This is a genomic window from Acidobacteriota bacterium (assembly GCA_009838525.1).
Classification (GTDB): Bacteria; Acidobacteriota; Vicinamibacteria; order Vicinamibacterales; family UBA8438; genus VXRJ01.
On the sequence record VXRJ01000035.1, the window covers coordinates 409,310 to 426,811 of the forward strand.

The 17,502-nt window shown below is 67.8% G+C and carries 16 protein-coding genes; 9 read left to right on the forward strand and 7 right to left on the reverse strand.

Annotated elements, in window-relative coordinates; all coding sequences use genetic code 11:
• Window positions 1–21 precede the first annotated feature (21 nt).
• Both F4Y45_17125 and F4Y45_17130 read left to right on the forward strand, forming a co-directional pair.
• Window positions 22–1,770 carry an SEL1-like repeat protein gene (locus tag F4Y45_17125; protein ID MXY26227.1) on the forward strand — a complete coding sequence of 583 codons (1,749 nt, stop codon included), beginning with the start codon at window positions 22–24 and terminating at the stop codon, window positions 1,768–1,770.
• An 86-nt stretch (window positions 1,771–1,856) separates the two neighbouring features.
• Window positions 1,857–2,786, forward strand: coding sequence for a hypothetical protein (locus F4Y45_17130; protein MXY26228.1), 930 nt, complete (start codon window positions 1,857–1,859; stop codon window positions 2,784–2,786).
• 12 nt (window positions 2,787–2,798) lie between these two features.
• Here F4Y45_17130 and F4Y45_17135 read toward each other — a convergent pair whose 3' ends face one another.
• From F4Y45_17135 to F4Y45_17155, 5 genes are all read right to left on the reverse strand, one after another.
• On the reverse strand, window positions 2,799–4,508 hold the full coding sequence (locus tag F4Y45_17135) for a hypothetical protein (GenBank protein ID MXY26229.1): 1,710 nt from the start codon (window positions 4,506–4,508) through the stop codon (window positions 2,799–2,801).
• Window positions 4,509–4,702: 194 nt separating this feature from the next.
• Window positions 4,703–5,044 carry a hypothetical protein gene (locus tag F4Y45_17140; GenBank protein MXY26230.1) on the reverse strand — a complete coding sequence of 114 codons (342 nt, stop codon included), beginning with the start codon at window positions 5,042–5,044 and terminating at the stop codon, window positions 4,703–4,705.
• 113 nt (window positions 5,045–5,157) lie between these two features.
• Complete coding sequence (locus F4Y45_17145; GenBank protein MXY26231.1) at window positions 5,158–5,844, reverse strand: hypothetical protein; 687 nt, start codon at window positions 5,842–5,844, stop codon at window positions 5,158–5,160.
• Between the two features lie 66 nt (window positions 5,845–5,910).
• Entirely contained in the window at window positions 5,911–7,179 is a 1,269-nt protein-coding gene (locus F4Y45_17150; GenBank protein MXY26232.1) for a cytochrome-c peroxidase, read from the reverse strand.
• Window positions 7,180–7,683: 504 nt separating this feature from the next.
• Window positions 7,684–9,441 carry a PQQ-binding-like beta-propeller repeat protein gene (locus F4Y45_17155; protein MXY26233.1) on the reverse strand — a complete coding sequence of 586 codons (1,758 nt, stop codon included), beginning with the start codon at window positions 9,439–9,441 and terminating at the stop codon, window positions 7,684–7,686.
• Window positions 9,442–9,618: 177 nt separating this feature from the next.
• Between F4Y45_17155 and F4Y45_17160 the strand changes: the two genes are divergently transcribed.
• Both F4Y45_17160 and F4Y45_17165 read left to right on the forward strand, forming a co-directional pair.
• Window positions 9,619–9,885: an AbrB/MazE/SpoVT family DNA-binding domain-containing protein gene (locus tag F4Y45_17160; protein ID MXY26234.1), complete on the forward strand. Its 267-nt coding sequence runs from the start codon at window positions 9,619–9,621 to the stop codon at window positions 9,883–9,885.
• Window positions 9,882–10,295 (forward strand): type II toxin-antitoxin system VapC family toxin, encoded by a 414-nt coding sequence (locus F4Y45_17165; GenBank protein MXY26235.1) that lies wholly within the window; start codon window positions 9,882–9,884, stop codon window positions 10,293–10,295. Before F4Y45_17160 ends, F4Y45_17165 begins: the two co-directional genes overlap by 4 nt.
• A 24-nt stretch (window positions 10,296–10,319) precedes the next feature.
• Here F4Y45_17165 and F4Y45_17170 read toward each other — a convergent pair whose 3' ends face one another.
• Window positions 10,320–10,706, reverse strand: coding sequence for a type II toxin-antitoxin system VapC family toxin (locus tag F4Y45_17170; GenBank protein ID MXY26236.1), 387 nt, complete (start codon window positions 10,704–10,706; stop codon window positions 10,320–10,322).
• The gene (locus F4Y45_17175) at window positions 10,703–10,945 is read right to left on the reverse strand and encodes a type II toxin-antitoxin system prevent-host-death family antitoxin (GenBank protein ID MXY26237.1); all 243 of its coding nucleotides are present in this window, start codon (window positions 10,943–10,945) and stop codon (window positions 10,703–10,705) included. Before F4Y45_17175 ends, F4Y45_17170 begins: the two co-directional genes overlap by 4 nt.
• 125 nt (window positions 10,946–11,070) lie before the next feature.
• On the opposite strand from F4Y45_17175, the gene F4Y45_17180 reads away from it, so the two are divergent.
• From F4Y45_17180 to F4Y45_17200, 5 genes are all read left to right on the forward strand, one after another.
• Entirely contained in the window at window positions 11,071–11,400 is a 330-nt protein-coding gene (locus tag F4Y45_17180) for a PadR family transcriptional regulator (protein MXY26238.1), read from the forward strand.
• A gap of 21 nt (window positions 11,401–11,421) precedes the next feature.
• Window positions 11,422–14,061 (forward strand): ABC transporter permease, encoded by a 2,640-nt coding sequence (locus tag F4Y45_17185; protein MXY26239.1) that lies wholly within the window; start codon window positions 11,422–11,424, stop codon window positions 14,059–14,061.
• Window positions 14,062–14,175: 114 nt separating this feature from the next.
• The gene (locus F4Y45_17190; GenBank protein MXY26240.1) at window positions 14,176–14,511 is read left to right on the forward strand and encodes a PadR family transcriptional regulator; all 336 of its coding nucleotides are present in this window, start codon (window positions 14,176–14,178) and stop codon (window positions 14,509–14,511) included.
• Window positions 14,512–14,514: 3 nt separating this feature from the next.
• A complete protein-coding gene (locus F4Y45_17195) occupies window positions 14,515–17,184 on the forward strand; it encodes an ABC transporter permease (GenBank protein ID MXY26241.1) in 2,670 nt (889 codons plus the stop codon).
• A gap of 5 nt (window positions 17,185–17,189) precedes the next feature.
• Window positions 17,190–17,502: RND transporter (locus F4Y45_17200; protein ID MXY26242.1), on the forward strand; the 313-nt coding region annotated here is incomplete at its 3' end.

Below are 17,502 nucleotides of genomic sequence, written 5' to 3' on the forward strand. Positions count from 1 at the left end.
ACCTGTCGTAGGGGTGGTGCGATGAAGTGGCTGGCGTGGCGGCTGATCGGGCTCCTGGCCGTCCTGCTTCTGGCCGGCGGGTCCGCCTGCAGCGATGAGGGCGCCATCGACATCGAGCGGGCGCGGGTTCTCGCCGAGCGGGGCGATGCCGATGCGCAGGCTGTGCTCGCGCGGGCGCATTACTTCGGCGAAGAAGTGGAGCAGGACTACTTCCAGGCGGCCCACTGGTCCCGCCTCGCCGCCGAACAGGAACACATGATCGGACAGGCTCTGCTCGCGGAAGCGTATTTCTTCGGGCACGGGGTTGATCAGGACTACGACCAGGCGGCCCGCTGGTCGCGGCTCGCGGCCGACCAGGGATACGCGATGGGGCAGACCCGCCTCGCCGCGGCGTACTACCACGGCCTCGGCGTGGAGCAGGACTACGGCGAGGCGGTCGGCTGGGCCCGGCTCGCGGCCGAGCAGGAATACGCCGCCGGGCAGGCTTTGCTGGGGCACACCCACTACTACGGCCTCGGCGTGGCGCAGGACTACGGAGCCGCCGTGAACTGGCTCCGGCTCGCGGCCGAACAGGACGACGCCGAAGGGCAGGCCCTCCTCGGGCACGCGTACTACATGGGGCTCGGTGTCGAACAGGACTACGACGAGGCGGTCGACTGGTACCGGCCCTCCGCCGACCAGGGCAACTCCTTTGGACAGGCTCTGCTCGGAGAGGCGTATTTCTACGGGAACGGCGTGGCGCAGGATCCGGAAGAGGGCGTCCACTGGTCCCGGCTCGCGGCCGAGCAGGGGGACGTCATCGGGCAGACCGTCCTTGGAGAAGCGTACGTTCTGGGGGTCGGCGTGGCGCAGGACCATCGCGAGGGCTTCCGCTGGCTCTGGGCTGCCGCCCAACAGGGAGGCGCCGTCGCGCAGGCCCACGTCGGACATGCGTACTACTTCGGGCGCGGTGTGCGGCGGGACTACCGGACAGCCGTGTACTGGCTCCGGCTCGCGGCGGAGCAGGGCAGCGCCGAGGGGCAGGCCCTGCTCGGCGCGGCGTACTACTTCGGGAACGGCGTCAGGCAGGACTACCGGGAGGCGGTCCGATGGTCCCGGCCCGCCGCCGAGAAGGGGGACGCCCGAGCGCAGGGTCTGCTCGGCGCGGCGTACCACTACGGGTTCGGGGTGGCGCAGGACTATGGGGAGGCCGCCCACTGGTCCCGGCTCGCCGCGGAACAGGAAAACGCCTTCGGGCAGAGCGTCCTCGGAGAGGCCTACTACTTCGGACGCGGCGTGCCGCAGGACTACGGAGAGGCCGTCCGCTGGTCCGGGCTCGCCGCGGAGCAGGGCAACGCCGTCGGGCAGGCTCGCGTGGGCGAGGCGTACTATTTCGGGCGCGGCGTCGAGCAGGACTATGAGGAGTCGGTCCGCTGGTCCCGGCTTGCCGCCGACCAGGGGAACGCCATCGGGGAAGGTCTTCTCGGAGCCGCGTACTACTTCGGAAACGGCGTGCCGCAGGACTACGCGGAGGCCGCCCGCTGGTCCCGGTCAGCCGCCGCGCAGGGTGACGCGCGCGCGCAGGAGGTCCTCGGGGCAGCGTACGTCGTGGGGCACGGCGTCGCGGAGGATCAGATTTCCGCCTATGTGTGGCTGAACCTGGCGGCTACGGCCGGCAGAGAGTCGGCCCGCGCGCTGCGCGACCAGGTCGCCGCGCGCATGACGCCCGAAGAGATCGCGGAAGCGCGGACGCGGGCGCGCGCCGAGCGGCCTGCCAGGCCGGCGATTTGATGACCCCTGTAGAATGAGGCCGGTTTCCCAGAAATAGACGAGTTGCTCCAGGGCATGTTCCTGATGTTTCCCGGAGGAACGGACGGATGACACGACGCAGTGTTCTTCGGTGCTTTCTCGGCGCCGCGGCCTGGCTCGCGGCCGGCCGGCGACGGACGTCGGGGGCGCAGACCGCCCTCGCCGCCCGCGAGGTGTGGGCGAGAATCGAGGCGGTCGGCGACGGCGTCTGGGCCGTGGTCTCCACCCCGAGCCCCGACGACCGTACCTCGTACGCCACGTTCTGCAACGGCGGCATCATCGCGGGTCGGGAGCGGGTGCTGGTGTTCGAGGGGTTCGGCTCGGCCGACGGCGGCGCGTGGGTGGCCGAGCAGGCGCGAATCCTGGCGGGGCGGCCGGCGACGGACGTCGTCCTCAGCCACCACCACGGCGACCATCAGGGTGGGCTGAGCGGCTTCGGCGCGCCCGGGGCACGCCCCACGTTGTGGACGACCGCGTCGACGCGTGACACTGTCCTGTCCGCGGACGCGCACGAGGCGCGCGACATGCTCGAGGCCGCGACGCTCGTCGCGGCCGACGGCCCGACCACCATCGATCTCGGCGGCCGGCAGGTGGCGATCACGCCCTACGCCGGCCACACCGCCAGCGACATCATCGCTGTCGTCGACGACATCACGTTCTGTGGCGACCTGATATGGAACGGCGTGGTGCCCAACTACGTCCACGCGACGCCGATCGACCTCGACCGGAATGTCGGCGCGCTGCTGGCCGGCCGCACCGCGACGATGGTGCCCGGGCACGGGCCGCTCCTCGACGCCGACGCCCTGGACGAGTACACGACGCTGCTCGACGCCATCGAGGCCGAGAGCCGACGGTCGTTCGCGGCGGGGCAGTCGCCCGCGGAAGCGGCGGCGAGCTTCCGGCCGCCGGCCGGCCTCGAAACGTGGAGCGCGTTCGGAACCCTGGAGCGCGCCTTCGAGGTCGCATTCGGCGCCTGGCATCGCCAGCTCGCGCGGTGACGGCGCCATTCGCTACAGTTCGATGCGGTAGACGCGGTTGTCGCGGTAGGCGGAGACGTATAGCGCGCCGTCAGCGCCGACGGCGATGCCGGACAGCTCGCCGATGGTGGTCGAGGGTCCGAGCGCGCGCCGCTCGGGTCCGCTGAGCGCCAGCCCCTCGGCCACCACGACCGTATCGCCCGACTCGGGGTTCACCCACGAAACGCGGTCCGCTTCGACCTCCACGACGAATAGGCCACCGTCCGCGGCCACGGCGATGCCCTCGGGGCCGGCCAGGCCGCTGGCCACCTGCCGCGGCGATGCGAGCGGCTCGCCGTCGTCGAGCGCCTGCAGCACCGACCCGCTGCGGTCCGTCACGTACACGTCGCTGCCGTGGGCCGCGACGCCGGCCGCCGCCTCCAGGCCGCTGGCTATGGTCTCGCGGTCATCCGGCGCAGCGGTGTTGAACCGCAGCACGCTACCGGTGCCGTACTCGGTCAGGATGATGTCGTCGCCGACCGCAAGCGCGTCGACCGCCTGCTGGAACCCTTCGAAACGCGCAACCACCTCGTTCGCGTCCGGATTCCAGATAGTGATCATTGAAGTGCCCGGTGCAGGGCCGGCGCCGGACAGCACGAGGTTGTCGCCGTACGGCTGGACGGAGGCCACCCGTCCCACGTCGGTGACCATGGTGCCCGCGCTGTAGAGGTTCTCACCGGTGACCGGGTCGAGTTCGCGCAGCGCTCCCCCGTCGCCCAGGAACAACCGGCCGGAGGGCGTGATGGCCAGACCGCCGGGCGAGTTGACGTGGCTGGGCAGCACGTCGCGTGTGGTGTCCGGGCCGGTCACCTCCACGATGGAGCCGTTCATGAAGCTTGACACGAAGATGCGGTCGTCGGCGTCGAGCGCAAGGTTGTCCAGGCCAACGCCGGGCCGCCCGACGACTTCACGGTCGCCGCTGTCGAGGTCGATGCGCACCACCTCACCGCGCAGCGTGTCGAGCACGTGCAGCCGCCCCTGGGAGTCGAACTTCACAGCCGCTGGAATCCCGAAATCGGTGGCGACGATCTCCGCCTCGCCGCTGTCCACGTCGACGCGGGCGACCTCGGCGTTGAACCAGCGCGGGCCGTACAGCTTGTCGTCCGGGCCCCAGTCCATGCCGTTGAGCCCGCAGCCGGGCCCCAGCTCGTCATTGATCAGGCGCGGCTCCTCGACGCCGTTCGGATCGATCTCGAACAGATGCGTACCGAGGAAGCACTGCGAGATGAACAGCCGCCCGTCGTCGGAGAACGTGATGGGATTCGCACCGGGGCCGGGCGCGCCGACAATGCTCGTCACACCGTCGGCCGTCCGCTTGCCGATTTCGCCGCCGGCGATGTCGGTCCAGTACATCGCGCCGTCCGCGTCGAATGTCAGGTCGTCGGGCCCGTTGACCCCCTCTTCCGGACCATAGCTTGCGACCGTCGCGCCGCTCTCCGGATCGATCGCCAGGATCTGCGAGCTGACGACGCTGGCGATGTACAGATTTCCGTCCGGACCGAAGTAGATGCCGTTGGAGCCGTGCAGTGGCCCGCCCTGGGCCAGCACGGTGACCGTGGCGCCCGCTGGATCCGGCGCCATGGGCCCGGAGCCGCCGCAGCCGATGGTCACGGCGGAGGCCAGCACAACCGTGCATCCCAGGGCGAGGGCGCGCGGGCAACGGCGCGGCAGTGCGTGCAGAAACGTCGTCGTATTCGAGAACATGGCATTGCTCCGTAGGGAAGCGTCAACTGCACAGTGCTTGTAAGTGACTCAAAATTAGTGACCCTGCGGACGACTACTGCTGCACCCGCACCGAGATCCGCTGGCTGCCCGCCGCGGTTAATCGCCAGTGACTCGCAGTGACCTCGTCGTCGGTGTGTCCGTCAGCGCTTGTGGATGCCGGGAGGATCGATGGGTCAATTGGCCGCGGCCATTGAATGGACCTGGATCGTGTTGGTCTGGGAGTCCAGCGTGCCGACGACTGCCACTTTCTTTCCGGCAAACTCTCTTGATTTGTCCTGGTCGCTCAACCGATAGATTGCTTTGCCGTCAAACAAAACGAACGGGACGCTGTGGTCATCGACGCAAGCGATGGCGCAGGCAGCGTCGGTCGACCCCATCCGCATTCCGGAATGATCGGCTACGGGGCACTCCTCATCGGTTATCGTGCCTGAGAAAGTCTGTCTGCTCTGGGTTGCAAACATCGCGGCGGGGGCAAGAAGAGCGGAGGCAAGAAGACCTGTCAGTAGATATTTCATGAAGCTCACCCGAAGCGAAGGCACTCGCAACCTGTGGGAAATCAGGGGAAGGTGTCACACACCTCCCCCTGATTCGTGGTCGAAAACCCCGAGGCCGAGAAACTCTCTGCCGGTTATCGGCCGCCAATCATGATGTGGGCTTCCGGCGTGCCCGCAAACATCAGCCAGGCGCCGCCCGCGTCGCGAACCTCCGGCAGTCCGACTTGCTCCCCCGTGAGGTTCGGCATGGCGATAAACGTGTGCCAGATGGCGGTGTCCTGACTGTCGCCCCGGAGGTTGTACCAGATGGACCCGACTTCGGACAGCTCACGCGTTCCGTCTTTCCCGGCGGCCACAACCAGATCCCTAATCCCTCCGGTGCCGCTGCTCGACAAGACAGGCAAACCGGCGCGCCTGGGGTCGTCTTGCCCAAGCAATGGCGTGGCCTTGGCCCCCATCTCCGCGAACGCTCGATTCTGCATGATGCGCGGCAGGTTGGCATCGCTGCTGGTGCACTCCACCGACCACGGCCGCTCTCCGGGAAAGCCGGTCAGGTCGTAGCAGACCATACGGCCGGGGCCTCTCCTCAAGACTTCATACGTAAAGTCGGCAGCCGTGACCTCTTCGCCCGCATCCGGATTCCGAATTATCTTGATGACCGTGGCGTCCCTGGCCATAGCCGCGTTCGGAGCGGCGAGCAACGGCTTTTCGATGGGGTCTGTCACCACCTCTTGCCGGCGCTCCTCATAGACCTGCGCCTGCGCCGGCGCGCTTATCGCAACCGCCATTACGCCGAGTACACACAGGGAAATCCGTTTCATGTGAGTCCTCCAATCGCTGGGTGTCGGAAAGCCAGTAGCAGTATTCCACGAGGGCGCGTACTCTGTCTATTGAATTCTTCCGCCGACGGGCAGGCCGCTCGGTACGCGCTCGGGAATCGTTCGGTCGAACGAGTCATCGCTCAGAGCGATTAAAAACTCGATCAGATCCGTGTCTTCTTCGTCCACGTTCTGCAACGCGCGAACCAGCGGATCGAGCTCCTCGGGGCTGACGTTCGGGTTCCGGGAGTTCCCGGAGCTGGTGGTTTCATAGAACCCCACGACCGCGCGTAGCGTCCGGAACATGCCATTGTGCCCGTATGGGAAGGTAAATTCGAGGTTTCGCAGCGACGCCGTGCGAAACGCATAGCTGTCGCACGCTGCCCGGGACGCTGCAGTACGCGGCTCCGGAGGAGCTGCCGGGCAAGGAGGGTTCTGCGCGCCTCCGTCGGAGGCGGGCGTTGTGGCACCTGATGCAAGAGCGGGGTTGTCGGGCACGCCCAGGACATGCAGTTTGTAATCGGAGAACATGGGCCCGTTGTGGCACCTGATGCACCCGATCTCGTCGAAGCGCTGCATTCCCCTGACCTGTTGGTCCGTCATGGCGCTGCGGTCGCCGCGCATGTAGCGGTCGAACGGCGAGTTGTTGGCCAGCAGCGACCGCATGAACGCCGCTATCGCCCTGCCCAGGTTTTCCGCGTTGACCGGCTGTTCACTGCCGAAGGCCTCGGCGAACAGGCTCTGGTACTCGGCGTTGGCCTGGAGCTTCGCCACCACTCTCGCGACAGCCTCATCCTCCGGGTAGGTGTCCCCTCGCATTTCCTCAAACGACTTGAGCGGTTCGAGCGCCTGCGATTCGAGGCTCCTGATGCGATTGTCCCAGAACGCCGGCGCAGTCGCCGGGTCGTAGCGGCCCGATTCATCGATGCCGTTGAAAGCAACGTTCAGAACCGTCGGACTATTGCGTTTGACGAGATGCCCGTCACGCCGGAAGCGGCCCAGGCCGATGCCCGTCACGCCGGTCGACAGGTCGCGGTCATCTGAATAGGCGAATTCGGGATGATGGCACGTCGCGCAGGCTACGTCTTGGGGTCCCGACAAGAGCGGGTCCCAGAACAGCAGCCTGCCCAGCTCAACTTTTGCTGGGGTCGTCGGGTTGTATCCCGGCTCCTGCTGAGTCTCTGGCAGCGCCGACACACTGTGTCCAACGGCACCAGCTTCTTGTCCAACGGCACCAACTTGCATGAAAAGGAGTACGGCGACCGTAGCTGCTGCGGTCAGCAGTCCGGTAAGGTGTTTCGCTCCGAACAAGAACTCACGGAATTGGCTTTTCGTCATTGCTGCCTCCCATCGCACGCGCTACTACGATTTCTGGCTCTTCCGCAGAATCTGTGGACCCCAATCGGCACCAACGGACCGCGTCATGCCGTTCTTGCGCCCGATCTGGACATTTTTCGGCACTCGGTCTCCTGGGATCGAAGTGATGGTCACTTTGCGGGACCCGGATCAGGCCCGTTGCAGGCTGGCCTGTCGAAGTTGCCGGACCCGTGGACGCAAAGAGCGCGCCCACATCTCCAGCGTGCTCCTGTCTTCGGCGTCGAGCGGCGGCGGTGCGGCGGGGTGGTTCATGCCCACCCGCATACTTACTCAAGGCGCGGCTAACCGTCAAGCAGTTTTAGGGGCACACCACTAGACGGAAGTTCCAGCGCTGATCGCGTGTAAGTCGCTATTATGGTTGCAGTTGTCTGGTTTCTTGGAGGTGTCGGTTCTGGCTACATTCGCGGCGTCACCCCCAAGAGCTGTCAGCATGGCTCTGGACCATAGCGGAAACCCATTGGTCACTCAGGGCAGGGCGAAGACGAAGAGGTTGTTGCCGCTGCTGGGGGTCAGTTCCGGAGTCATCGCGCTCCAGCGCGAGGCGTTGCCTCCGGTGCCGGTACCCGCCACCACGTACTGCCGTCCGTCGACCGCGTACGTGACCGGGAATCCGCTCACGGGCGAGCCGAGGTTGACCTCCCACAGGATCTCGCCGGTCTCGTCATCCAGGGCGCGGAACCGGCCGTTGATGTCGCCCACGAAGACGAGGCCCCCGGCCGTCGCCGCGCGCTGCTGCCAGGTCCACGCGGTCACGCCGGTCTCCGCGGATACGGCCCAGACCGAACCGAGCTGATCCGTGCCCGGCGCCAACTGGTTGCGCATGCTCAGGCTGTAGAGCGAGCGGCCGCCGTCGTCGAGCGCGGCCATCCGCGCGCACGCGTTCCGCAGCGGCATGTACATCATGTTCGTGCGCGGGCTGTAGGCGCCGGCTTCCCAGTCCTTGCCCCCCATGGCGGTGGGGCAGGTCAGGACCTCCTGCCCGAACGAGCCGAAGACCAGCTCCGGGTTCTCGGAGACCGCGCCAGTGGCTCCGTCGATGCTGCTGACCACGTTCTGCGCCACGGTGGGCGTCGCCCAGAGGAACTCGCCGGTAACGCGGTCAAGCGTGTAGACGATGCCCGTCTTCCCGGGGATTCCCGTCATCACCCGGCGTTCCTCGCCCGGTTGCAGGCGCGGGTTGATCCAGCTCACCGCGCCCGGGTCCGGACGCACCACCGTGTCGACGAGTAGGCGTTCGAACGGATGGTCGAGATCCCAGTGGTCGTTCAGATGCTGGTAGTACCAGACGATCTCGCCGGTGTCGGCGTCGAGCGCGAGCGTCGAGTTGTGGTACAGGTGCCGGTTGTCCGCACCGCCCACCAGGAACTTCGGCGCCGGCGACGTCACCGACGTGCCGATGAAGAGCAGGTTGAGTTCGGGATCGAAGCTCGGCGCCATCCACGTTCCGACGTGGCGCCGCTCCGCGTCGGGCACGCCGCCCCACGTCTCGTCGCCCGGTTCGCCGGGACGCGGGATGGTGCGGCGTCGCCACAACTCCTCGCCGGTCAGCGCGTCGTGCGCGGTGATGACGCAGGCGTCCGGTCCGGCCGCGGGCATGCAGCTTCGCCCGGAGATCACCTTGCCGTTCGCGATGATCGGCCCGGTGCTCTGGTTCGCCGGGTGCGTTTGATAGTCGAGCACCTGGGTCTCCCAGACCAGCTCGCCGGTCTTCGCGTCGAGGGCGAAGACGTACTCGTCGACGCTCGTGTCGATGATCAGCTCGTCGTAAATCGCCAGGTTGCGGTTCGTCGTGCAGACGCCTGGCAATATGCGCTCGCAGGCGTCGTCCGGCAGCGGCCGCTGGTACTCCCAGATCAAGTCGCCCGTCGCGGCGTCGATCGCCTGGATGACGTCGCTCGGGTTCGGCATGTACATGACGCCGTCGTAGATCAGCGGGGTGCCCTGCTGCCGGCCGCCGGCGCGGAGGGCGCGGGACCAGACCAGCCGCAGGTCGCCCGCGTTGGTGCGGTCGATCTGGTCGAGCGGGCTGTAGCCCCAGCCGTCGAGGGTGCGGCGCCACATCAGCCAGTCGCCGGGCGCCGGAGCCTGGAGCATCGCGTCGGTGACGGGGACGAATTCGGCGGCCGGCGCCTGCGCGTGGCCGGGAGCCTGGGCCAGCGCCGCCGACGCGAGCAGCAGGAGGGTGAGCCGTACGGCTGCGATTGCGCGCGAGCAACGGTTCATGGCAGCGCTCCTTCGGCTCCCGAGTACTATCGATGCGAGGTCGATGCACCGTAGAGCCCGATTCTACCCGTGCCGAGATCGTCCCAGGCGACCGGACGCGACGGGCACGACCGTTTCAGCTAGCAATGATATGCTAATGATTCATTGATACATGTATCGATCATTGATTAGCTGAAGATGAAGGAAATCACCACAACGATGACGCAGCGGAGCCAGGTCACCGTTCCCGCCGAGGTGCGGCGCGTGTTGGGCGTCAGGCCGAGAGACAAGGTCACCTTCGCCATCGCCGACGGCGAGGTACGCCTGAAGCCGGTCGCCTACAGTCTCGAATCCGCTTACGGATCCGTGCAGCCCTCCCGCGAGCCCGAGAACTTCGACGAGCTGTCGCGAGCGGCAAGGGACGCCAAGGCCGAGCACGCCTTGCGGAAGATGAGTGAAAGGTGAGATTCCTCGACGCGAACGTCATCCTGCGGTACCTGACCCGGGACGACGAGGCCAAGGCGGAGGCCTGCTACGAGCTCTTCCAGCAGGTGCAGCGCGGAGAAGCGGAGCTTGCGACCTGTGAGGCGATAGTCGCCGAGGTGATCTACGTTCTCTCGTCGCCGCGCCTGACCTATCGGTTGAGCCACGAGGAGACTCGAGCCCGACTTCTACCCCTGTTGACGCTTCGGGGGCTGAGACTTCCGCAGAAGCGCGTCTGCCTCCAGGCGCTTGATACCTATGCGTCGTCGCCGTCGATGGATTTCGAGGACGCGCTGGCCACGGCGCACATGGAGCAACGGGGCATCGCGGAGATCGTCAGCTACGACCGGGACTTCGACAGCGTGCCGCGTGTGCGCAGAGTCGAGCCCTGACCGGAGTCGGCCGGCCGCCCTCAGTCACACCAGACGGATCGATCCGGGATAGCGCGCAATCGAGGCGTCCGCGGTCAGAAGCAGGAAGCCCTCGACCTGGGCTTGCGCGACGAGAATGCGGTCGAATGGATCCCTGTGCAACGGTGGGAGCGAGTCGACCGCCACAGCATGGGAACCCGTGACAGGAAGCTCGACATAGCCGTTGTCGAGGAGGCCACGGCGAAGGAGTCGTGGATCGACCTGGAAGTCGTCGCGGCCGAGGCTGTTCTTGATGGCGATTTCCCAGAGTGACGCGGCGCTGAAGACGAGCTCCGTGTCGTGATCCTCAATCAGGTCGCGGGCGTCCTTCGTCAACCGCTCCGGCGTACCCGCCGCCCAGAGCAGGAGGTGGGTGTCAAGCAGGACCTTCACCGGCTGCCTTCGAACAGGGTGGAGATCTCGTCGGAACCCATACGATCGAAGTCCGCCGGGACGGAGATTCGTCCAGCGAGGAATCCGGTACGGCGCGGGCGAGAGGAGGTGGCCTCGACGGCGATTACCTTGACGATGGGCTTGCCGGCGCGGGCAATGATGAAGGGCTCGCCGTTGGCCGCGGCTTCCACAAGCCGGGACAAGTGGGTCTTGGCTACGTGCATGTTGACGGTGCGCATGGCGGTTTCCCTAATGGACTTAGTCATTCTAGCTTAGTCATGCTGGGGAAGCCAAAGACTCTGGGGAGGTCTGACGCCTTGACAATCTACAATTGCGACCTTATTGTCGATAATCAAGGTATCAGATGGGCAAGCCTACCGACCTCGTTCAGGGCACGCTGGACCTGCTGATTCTCCGGACGATCGAGCACGAGCCGAAGCACGGCTGGGCGATCGCCAAACGGATCCGGGAGATCTCGAACGACGTGCTCAAGGTGCAGCAGGGCTCGCTCTATCCCGCGCTCTACCGCCTCGAGAAGGAAGGGTGGATCACCGGCCACTGGGCCGTGACGGAGACGGGCCGGGAGGCGAAGCTCTACGCGCTGACCAGCACCGGGCGTTCGCACCTCCAGCGGGAAGTCGCGGCGTGGGAGCGTCTTTCCGGGGCGATCGACCTGGTCATCCAGCAGGCCTGACGGCGGGGCAGGAGCGACCGGATGCACTGGCGCCGGCGGTGGAAGTGCGCATTCCCGTGGCTGAGCCGCGGGCGCGTCGACCGCGACCTCTCGCGGGAACTCGCCCTCCACGTGGAGCTGGAGACGCGCGAGAACCTGGAGCAGGGGATGGCGCCGGAGGATGCCGCGCGGGCCGCGCGCGTGAGCCTCGGCAACGTGCCCCTGATCCGGGAGGACGCGCGGGCGGTCTGGGGATGGCGGTGGCTCGACGCCGCGGTCCGGAGCCTCACGCAGGGGTTCCGGTCGTTCCGGCGCACGCCGGGATTCAGTTTCGTGGCGATGGGCGTGCTGGCCATCGGGATCGGCCTCAACACCGCCATCTTCAGCGTCGTCTACGGCCTGCTGATGCGGCCCCTGCCGTATCCGGACCCGGATTCCATCGTGGTGATCCACATGCGGGATCCACGCACGGGAAACACCACCTCGGGGTTCTCGTGGCTCGACCTGGGTGACTGGGTCACGCGCTCGCGATCGTTCGACGGGCTGGCCCTGAGCCAGGGGAACCTCGCGGCGCTCGACGGCGACGCGGGGTACGAGCGGTTCGATGGCTGGACCGTCTCCGGGGCGTTCTTCGAGATCTTCGGGAATCCGCTGCTGATTGGTCGAGGGCCGACCGATCCGCGGCTGCCGGAGGCGGTCATCTCTCACGGACTGTGGCAGGGCCGTTTCGACTCGGATCCGGCGGTGCTGGACCGTCCGATCACCGTCAACGGCGACACCTACACGATTGTGGGGGTGGCGCGGCCCGACTTCCGGGTTCCAACCGCCGTCCCGTCGGCATCGCTCATCGCGGCCGGCGCGGCGCTCGCGGCGCCCGACGTCTGGTTCCCGGTTCGTCCGTCCGAGAATCGGCGCAGCCGCTCGACGCACCTGGTCGGCCGGCTGCGGCCGGGTGTCACGCTCGCCCAGGCCCAGGACGACGCCGGCGCCGTCGCCCGCGCCATTGCGGCGGAGCACTCGCCAGGCCGCTCTGCGGAGCCGGTCGTCACGCCGCTGCCGGAGCACGCGAGCGGGGCCTTGCGCCTTCCGCTGCTGCTCCTGTTCGGGGCGGTCGGCATGGTGCTCCTCGTCGCCTGCGCCAACGTGACCGCCCTGTTGCTGGCCCGGCAGGCGTCGCGGACGCAGGAGTTGCTCGTGCGCAAGGCAATCGGCGCATCCCGCACCCACCTCTTCGTCGAGTCGGTGGCCGGCGCACTGTGCCTCGCGGGCGTCGCCGGCCTGATCGGCGTCGCGCTTGCGCACGGAAGCGCCTGGCTCGTTCGAACGACCGGCGTTCTGGGCCCGGTGCCGGAATCGGCGGTGCGAGTGGACGCGCCGGTCATGGTCTTTGCCGTGGCGATCTCGATCGGCGCCGCCCTGTTCGCCGGCCTGCTTGCGGCGGCGCCGATCCTGCGTTCGGATACCGGTCCGCTCGGCGGGATGACGTGGGCGCGCGGCTCGGAGGGACGTCAAGCCCGCCGCCTGCGGGCCGGCGTGGTAACGGCGCAGATCGCCATTTCGGTGGTGCTGGTGGTCGGCACCGCGCTTTTGTCGAGAAGCTTCGCGCGGCTGATCGGCACGGACCTGGGTGTGGCGACCGGCCGCGTCATGTCGGTGCAGATCAACCTCACGATGGGGCGGACGCTGGAGAGCGCCGAACGCGCCGCGCTGACCGAGCGGGTCATCGCTCGCGTCGCGGCGCTTCCGCCCGTGGAGGCGGTGGGGGCGGCGAACGGGCTGCCGCCGAACCAGACGCGCATGGCGTTCTACTTCGAGGACGAGGCGGCAACCCTCGGCGTGCCCCGCGAGCACCGGCTGACTCTTCTGAATCCAACCGCCGGCTATTTCAACGCGCTCGGCATTCCGCTGCTTCGCGGGCGGTTCTTCTCGGCGCGCGACACGGCGGACTCCCCGCCGGTCGTCATCCTCTCCGAGGCCGGAGCGCGGCGCCTGTTCGGCACGATCGACGTCGTCGGGCAGGTGCTTCCAACGACGTCCGACCGCAAGCCGGCCGTCGTTGGCGTGGTCGGTGACGTGCGTTACGGCGGTGTCGCGGCGCCGCCGCCCGATGCCATCTACCAGCCGTTCGGCCAGATGCCGTTTCAGCACATGAACCTCGTGGTCCGCACGGCGGGCAATCCGCTCGATCTGGCGGGCGGGGTTCGGGCCGCCGTCCACGAGGTGGACCGCGAGATTACCGTCGATTCGGCGCACCTCCTCGACGACCTGGTTGCCGAATCGGTGGCGACCCCGCGCTTCCGGGCGCTGCTCCTCGGCAGTCTCGCCCTGCTCGCCCTCGGCCTCGCCTCGTTCGGCCTCGCCGGCGTCATTACCTACTCCGTGGCGAGGCGCACGCCCGAGATTGCCATCCGCATGGCGCTCGGCGCCCGCGCGCCCGCCGTGCTGGCCCTGGTGATGCGGGAGGGCCTCCTGCTCGCCGTCGCGGGCGTGGCAGTCGGCCTCGCCGGCGCCTTCGTGCTCACGCGCACCCTGGAGAGCTTCCTCTATGAAGTGGCGCCGACCGACGGCGTCTCGTTCGTGGCCGCGGCCGGCTGCCTGCTGCTCGTCGCGATGGCGGCCGCCTACCTGCCGGCGCGACGGGCGACCCGCGTCGACCCGATGGCGGCGCTGCGGATGGAGTAGCCGGAGAACGCGGGGTCTTGCCACGGGCATCTACCGTCCGCCCGGACATTCCCCTTGATTACCGAGAGGAGTCGTGCTAGCCTGAGTTAACTCGGTAACCGAGAGGGCAGCGTAATGACCAAGCCGTCGAATCTCGTGCAGGGAACGCTGGACCTGCTGATCCTGAAGATCCTCGCCCTCCAGCCGATGAGCGGCTGGGCCATCAGCCAGCGGCTCAAGCAGGTCTCCAGCGACGCGCTCCGGGTGAGCGACGGCTCGCTCTATCCGGCGCTGCACAAGCTGGAGCAGAAGGGCTGGATCACGTCGGAGTGGCAGAGCACGGAGAACAGCCGGCGCGCCAAGATCTACGCCCTGGCGCCCCCCGGACGCCAGTATCTGCGGCAGGAAACCGAGAACTGGGAGCGGCTGTCGGCAGCCATCACCCGGGTGGTGCGCCTGACCGAGGCGTGAAGCATGTTCCTCCGACGGTGGTTCTACGCGTGGCGGGTTCGGTTGCGGGCGCTGCTCGACCGGAATGGAGCCGACCGCGAACTGGACGATGAACTGCGACATCACGTCGACCTGGAGGTCGAGTCACGATGCGCACGGGGCGTCGCGGCTCCGGAGGCGCGCCGGCAGGCGCTGGCCGCGCTCGGCGGTATGGCGTCGACCCGGGAGCACGTTCGCGCATCGCGCTTCGGTGCGTCCCTGGCGGAAGGGTTGCGGGATGTCCGCTACGGCCTGCGGCTGCTGCGTCGGAATCCGCGGTTCACGGCGGCGGCGGTCTTCACCCTGGCGTTTGCGATCGGTGCGACGACAACGGTCTATTCCGTTGTGGATGCCGTGTTGTTGCAGCCGCCGCCCTTCCCGAATCCCGAACGCCTCGTCACGCTGTGGCAAACGGATCCGGAGAACGGCAACCGTCCCGCCGCAGTGGCCCCGGCCAACTTCCTCGACTGGCGAGAGCAGGCCGGGAGCTTCGAGCAGGTGGCCGCCGTAGAGCCCTGGTCCTTCGATTTCATCGGCCCCACTCAGCCCGAAGAGTTCTACGCGTCGGCGGTCACCGAAGGCTTCTTCGAAACTCTGGGCGTCCAAGCGGCGCACGGCCGGACCTTCCTTCCGGATGAGTACCGATCCGGCAGCGGGGCCGTTGTCATGACCGACGGACTGTGGCAACGCCGTTTCGGGGGCGACGCGGAGATTGTCGGCCAGTCGCTGGTGTTGAACGGCGAGCCGCACATCGTCGTGGGCGTGCTTGCCCCGAACTTCGAACTGGGTCTCGAAGAGGGTCTCACGGTCCGCGATCTCTTTGCACCCAAGGCCATTGCGGAATGGGAGAACAACCGGCGTGGCACAGGCTGGTGGCACGTCGTCGGTCGGATCCGTCTGGACGTCACGCTCGGCGAGGCGCAGGCAGAGATGGATGCCATCGCGGGGCGGCTGGCGGTAGACAATCCCCGCACCAACACCGACGTCGGGGCGCGTGTCATCCCTCTGCGGACGTGGCAGGTAGACGCGGTGCAAACGATCCTGCTGCTGCTCTGGGCCGCCGTCCTGTTCGTTCTGCTGATTGCCTCCGTCAATGTCGCCAACCTGATGCTGGCGCGTTCGGCCTTGCGCGAGCAGGAGTTCGCGATTCGGTCGGCGGTTGGCGGTGGGCGCGGCCGCCTGGTGCGGCAACTGCTGGCCGAGAGCGTGGTGATTGCCGCGCTCGGTGGTATCGGAGGGGTTGCGCTGACCGTTTATTCGCTCGATGCGATCGTCGGGCTCCTGCCGTCCGACGTCCCGCGGTTGGCGCAGATCGCCATCAACGGGCGCGTCCTCGTATTCGCCACCGGCCTCGTCCTCGCAACCGCCCTGGTGTTCGGTCTCGCGCCGGCGCGTCAGGCTTCCCGCCAGGCCGCCGGTCCCCTCCGCGCGCATCGCGTCGGCGCCACGGTGGAGCAGCAAAGGGTCCGCCGGTTGTTGGTGATGGCCGAAGTCGCGCTGGCGCTGGTGTTGTTGGTCGCGGCAGGCCTGGTCCTGCAGAGCTTTGCGCGGTTGGTGAACGTCGACTTGGGTTACGTGCCGGACGATGCGGTCGCGTTGCAGATCTTCATGGACCGTGACAGCGAGAACAGTGCGCGGGTGAACTTCATCCGCGAGACGCTCCAGCAGATTCACATCCTGCCGGACGTGGAGGCGGCTGGCGCGGTTTCGGCGTTTCCCCTCGCCGCCGCCGATCTGACTGCCGAGACCCCGTTGACAATTCATGACCTGCCGCCGCCGCCGCCGGGTGAAGAGCTGTCCGTGGCCGTGACCCTGGCGACCCCGGGCTACTTGGAGGCGATACGGCTTCCTCTCCGGAGCGGGCGGTGGTTCGAGGAGAGCGACGATGGTGCGGGGACGCCGGTCGCCGTCATCAACGAGACCCTGGCGCGGCAACACTGGCCGGAGGCCGACCCGCTGGCGCACCGGATAACGGTCCAGGTTTCGGGGCGGGAATTCGAGGCCGAAATCGTCGGAGTCGTGGGAGCGACTCGCCCCCGGGGCTTCCAGAGTGCTCCGCGGCCGGAGGTTTACGTGGCGCACGCACAAGGTGGGCACGAAGGGTTGACCTACGACGGCGGGATGACCTACGTCGTACGGACCGCCGCAGACCCGGCCGCCAGCATCCGGGCGATTCAGGATGTCATCTGGACGGCTAATCCGGTCCAGACCATCTACAGTGTCTCCACGGTAAGCCAGCTTCTGTCGGACACGCTGGCGGCCCGCCGATTCACGACGACGCTCCTGGCGCTGTTCGGTCTGGCCGCCCTGGTTCTGGCGGGCGTCGGCATCTACGGTGTGGTCGCCGTCGCCACCGCGCAGCGAACGCGCGAGATCGGTTTGCGGCTCGCCATGGGCGCGCAGCCGCGGGACGTGTTGCGGATGGTCGTGGGGGGCGCCGTCGGCCTTGCGGGAGCGGGCGTTGGCGCCGGCCTGATCGCGGCGCTCGTCGCCTCGCGCGGGCTGGGTTCGCTCCTCTTCAACGTCGCGCCGTCCGATCCCGCAACCCTGGCGGGCGTGTCGCTGCTGCTGCTTCTCGTTGCCGCCGGGGCCGCCTACGTGCCAGCGCGGCGCGCCGCCGGCGTGGATCCCCTCACCGCCCTCCGCGTGGAATAGCGGCCATGGACATTGCGCGACCTGATCTCGCCCGGAAGCGACGGTTCCGTCACGGCCTTTACACCGTGTCGGGCCTGGTCGTGGTGGCCCTGATTACGGTCGGCGTCTCGCGCCTGGAGCCCGCCGCCCCCCGCGTCGACGCTGACACGGTCTTCATCGACACCGTGCAGCGCGGCCCGATGGTCCGGGAGGTGCGCGGCACGGGGACCCTGGTGCCGGAGACCATCCGCTGGATCCCGGCCGTGACCGACGGCACGGTCGAGCGGATCGTGATCCGTCCCGGCGCCACCATCGAACCCGGCACGGTAATCCTGGAGC

Bases quoted from the DNA above. Each gene is read 5' to 3' on its own strand.
- F4Y45_17125 (MXY26227.1), top strand. From the start codon at position 22: ATGAAGTGGCTGGCGTGGCGGCTGATCGGGCTCCTGGCCGTCCTGCTT.
- F4Y45_17130 (MXY26228.1), top strand. From the start codon at position 1,857: ATGACACGACGCAGTGTTCTTCGGTGCTTTCTCGGCGCCGCGGCCTGG.
- F4Y45_17135 (MXY26229.1), bottom strand. From the start codon at position 4,508: ATGTTCTCGAATACGACGACGTTTCTGCACGCACTGCCGCGCCGTTGC.
- F4Y45_17140 (MXY26230.1), bottom strand. From the start codon at position 5,044: ATGAAATATCTACTGACAGGTCTTCTTGCCTCCGCTCTTCTTGCCCCC.
- F4Y45_17145 (MXY26231.1), bottom strand. From the start codon at position 5,844: ATGAAACGGATTTCCCTGTGTGTACTCGGCGTAATGGCGGTTGCGATA.
- F4Y45_17150 (MXY26232.1), bottom strand. From the start codon at position 7,179: ATGACGAAAAGCCAATTCCGTGAGTTCTTGTTCGGAGCGAAACACCTT.
- F4Y45_17155 (MXY26233.1), bottom strand. From the start codon at position 9,441: ATGAACCGTTGCTCGCGCGCAATCGCAGCCGTACGGCTCACCCTCCTG.
- F4Y45_17160 (MXY26234.1), top strand. From the start codon at position 9,619: ATGAAGGAAATCACCACAACGATGACGCAGCGGAGCCAGGTCACCGTT.
- F4Y45_17175 (MXY26237.1), bottom strand. From the start codon at position 10,945: ATGCGCACCGTCAACATGCACGTAGCCAAGACCCACTTGTCCCGGCTT.
- F4Y45_17180 (MXY26238.1), top strand. From the start codon at position 11,071: ATGGGCAAGCCTACCGACCTCGTTCAGGGCACGCTGGACCTGCTGATT.
- F4Y45_17185 (MXY26239.1), top strand. From the start codon at position 11,422: ATGCACTGGCGCCGGCGGTGGAAGTGCGCATTCCCGTGGCTGAGCCGC.
- F4Y45_17190 (MXY26240.1), top strand. From the start codon at position 14,176: ATGACCAAGCCGTCGAATCTCGTGCAGGGAACGCTGGACCTGCTGATC.
- F4Y45_17195 (MXY26241.1), top strand. From the start codon at position 14,515: ATGTTCCTCCGACGGTGGTTCTACGCGTGGCGGGTTCGGTTGCGGGCG.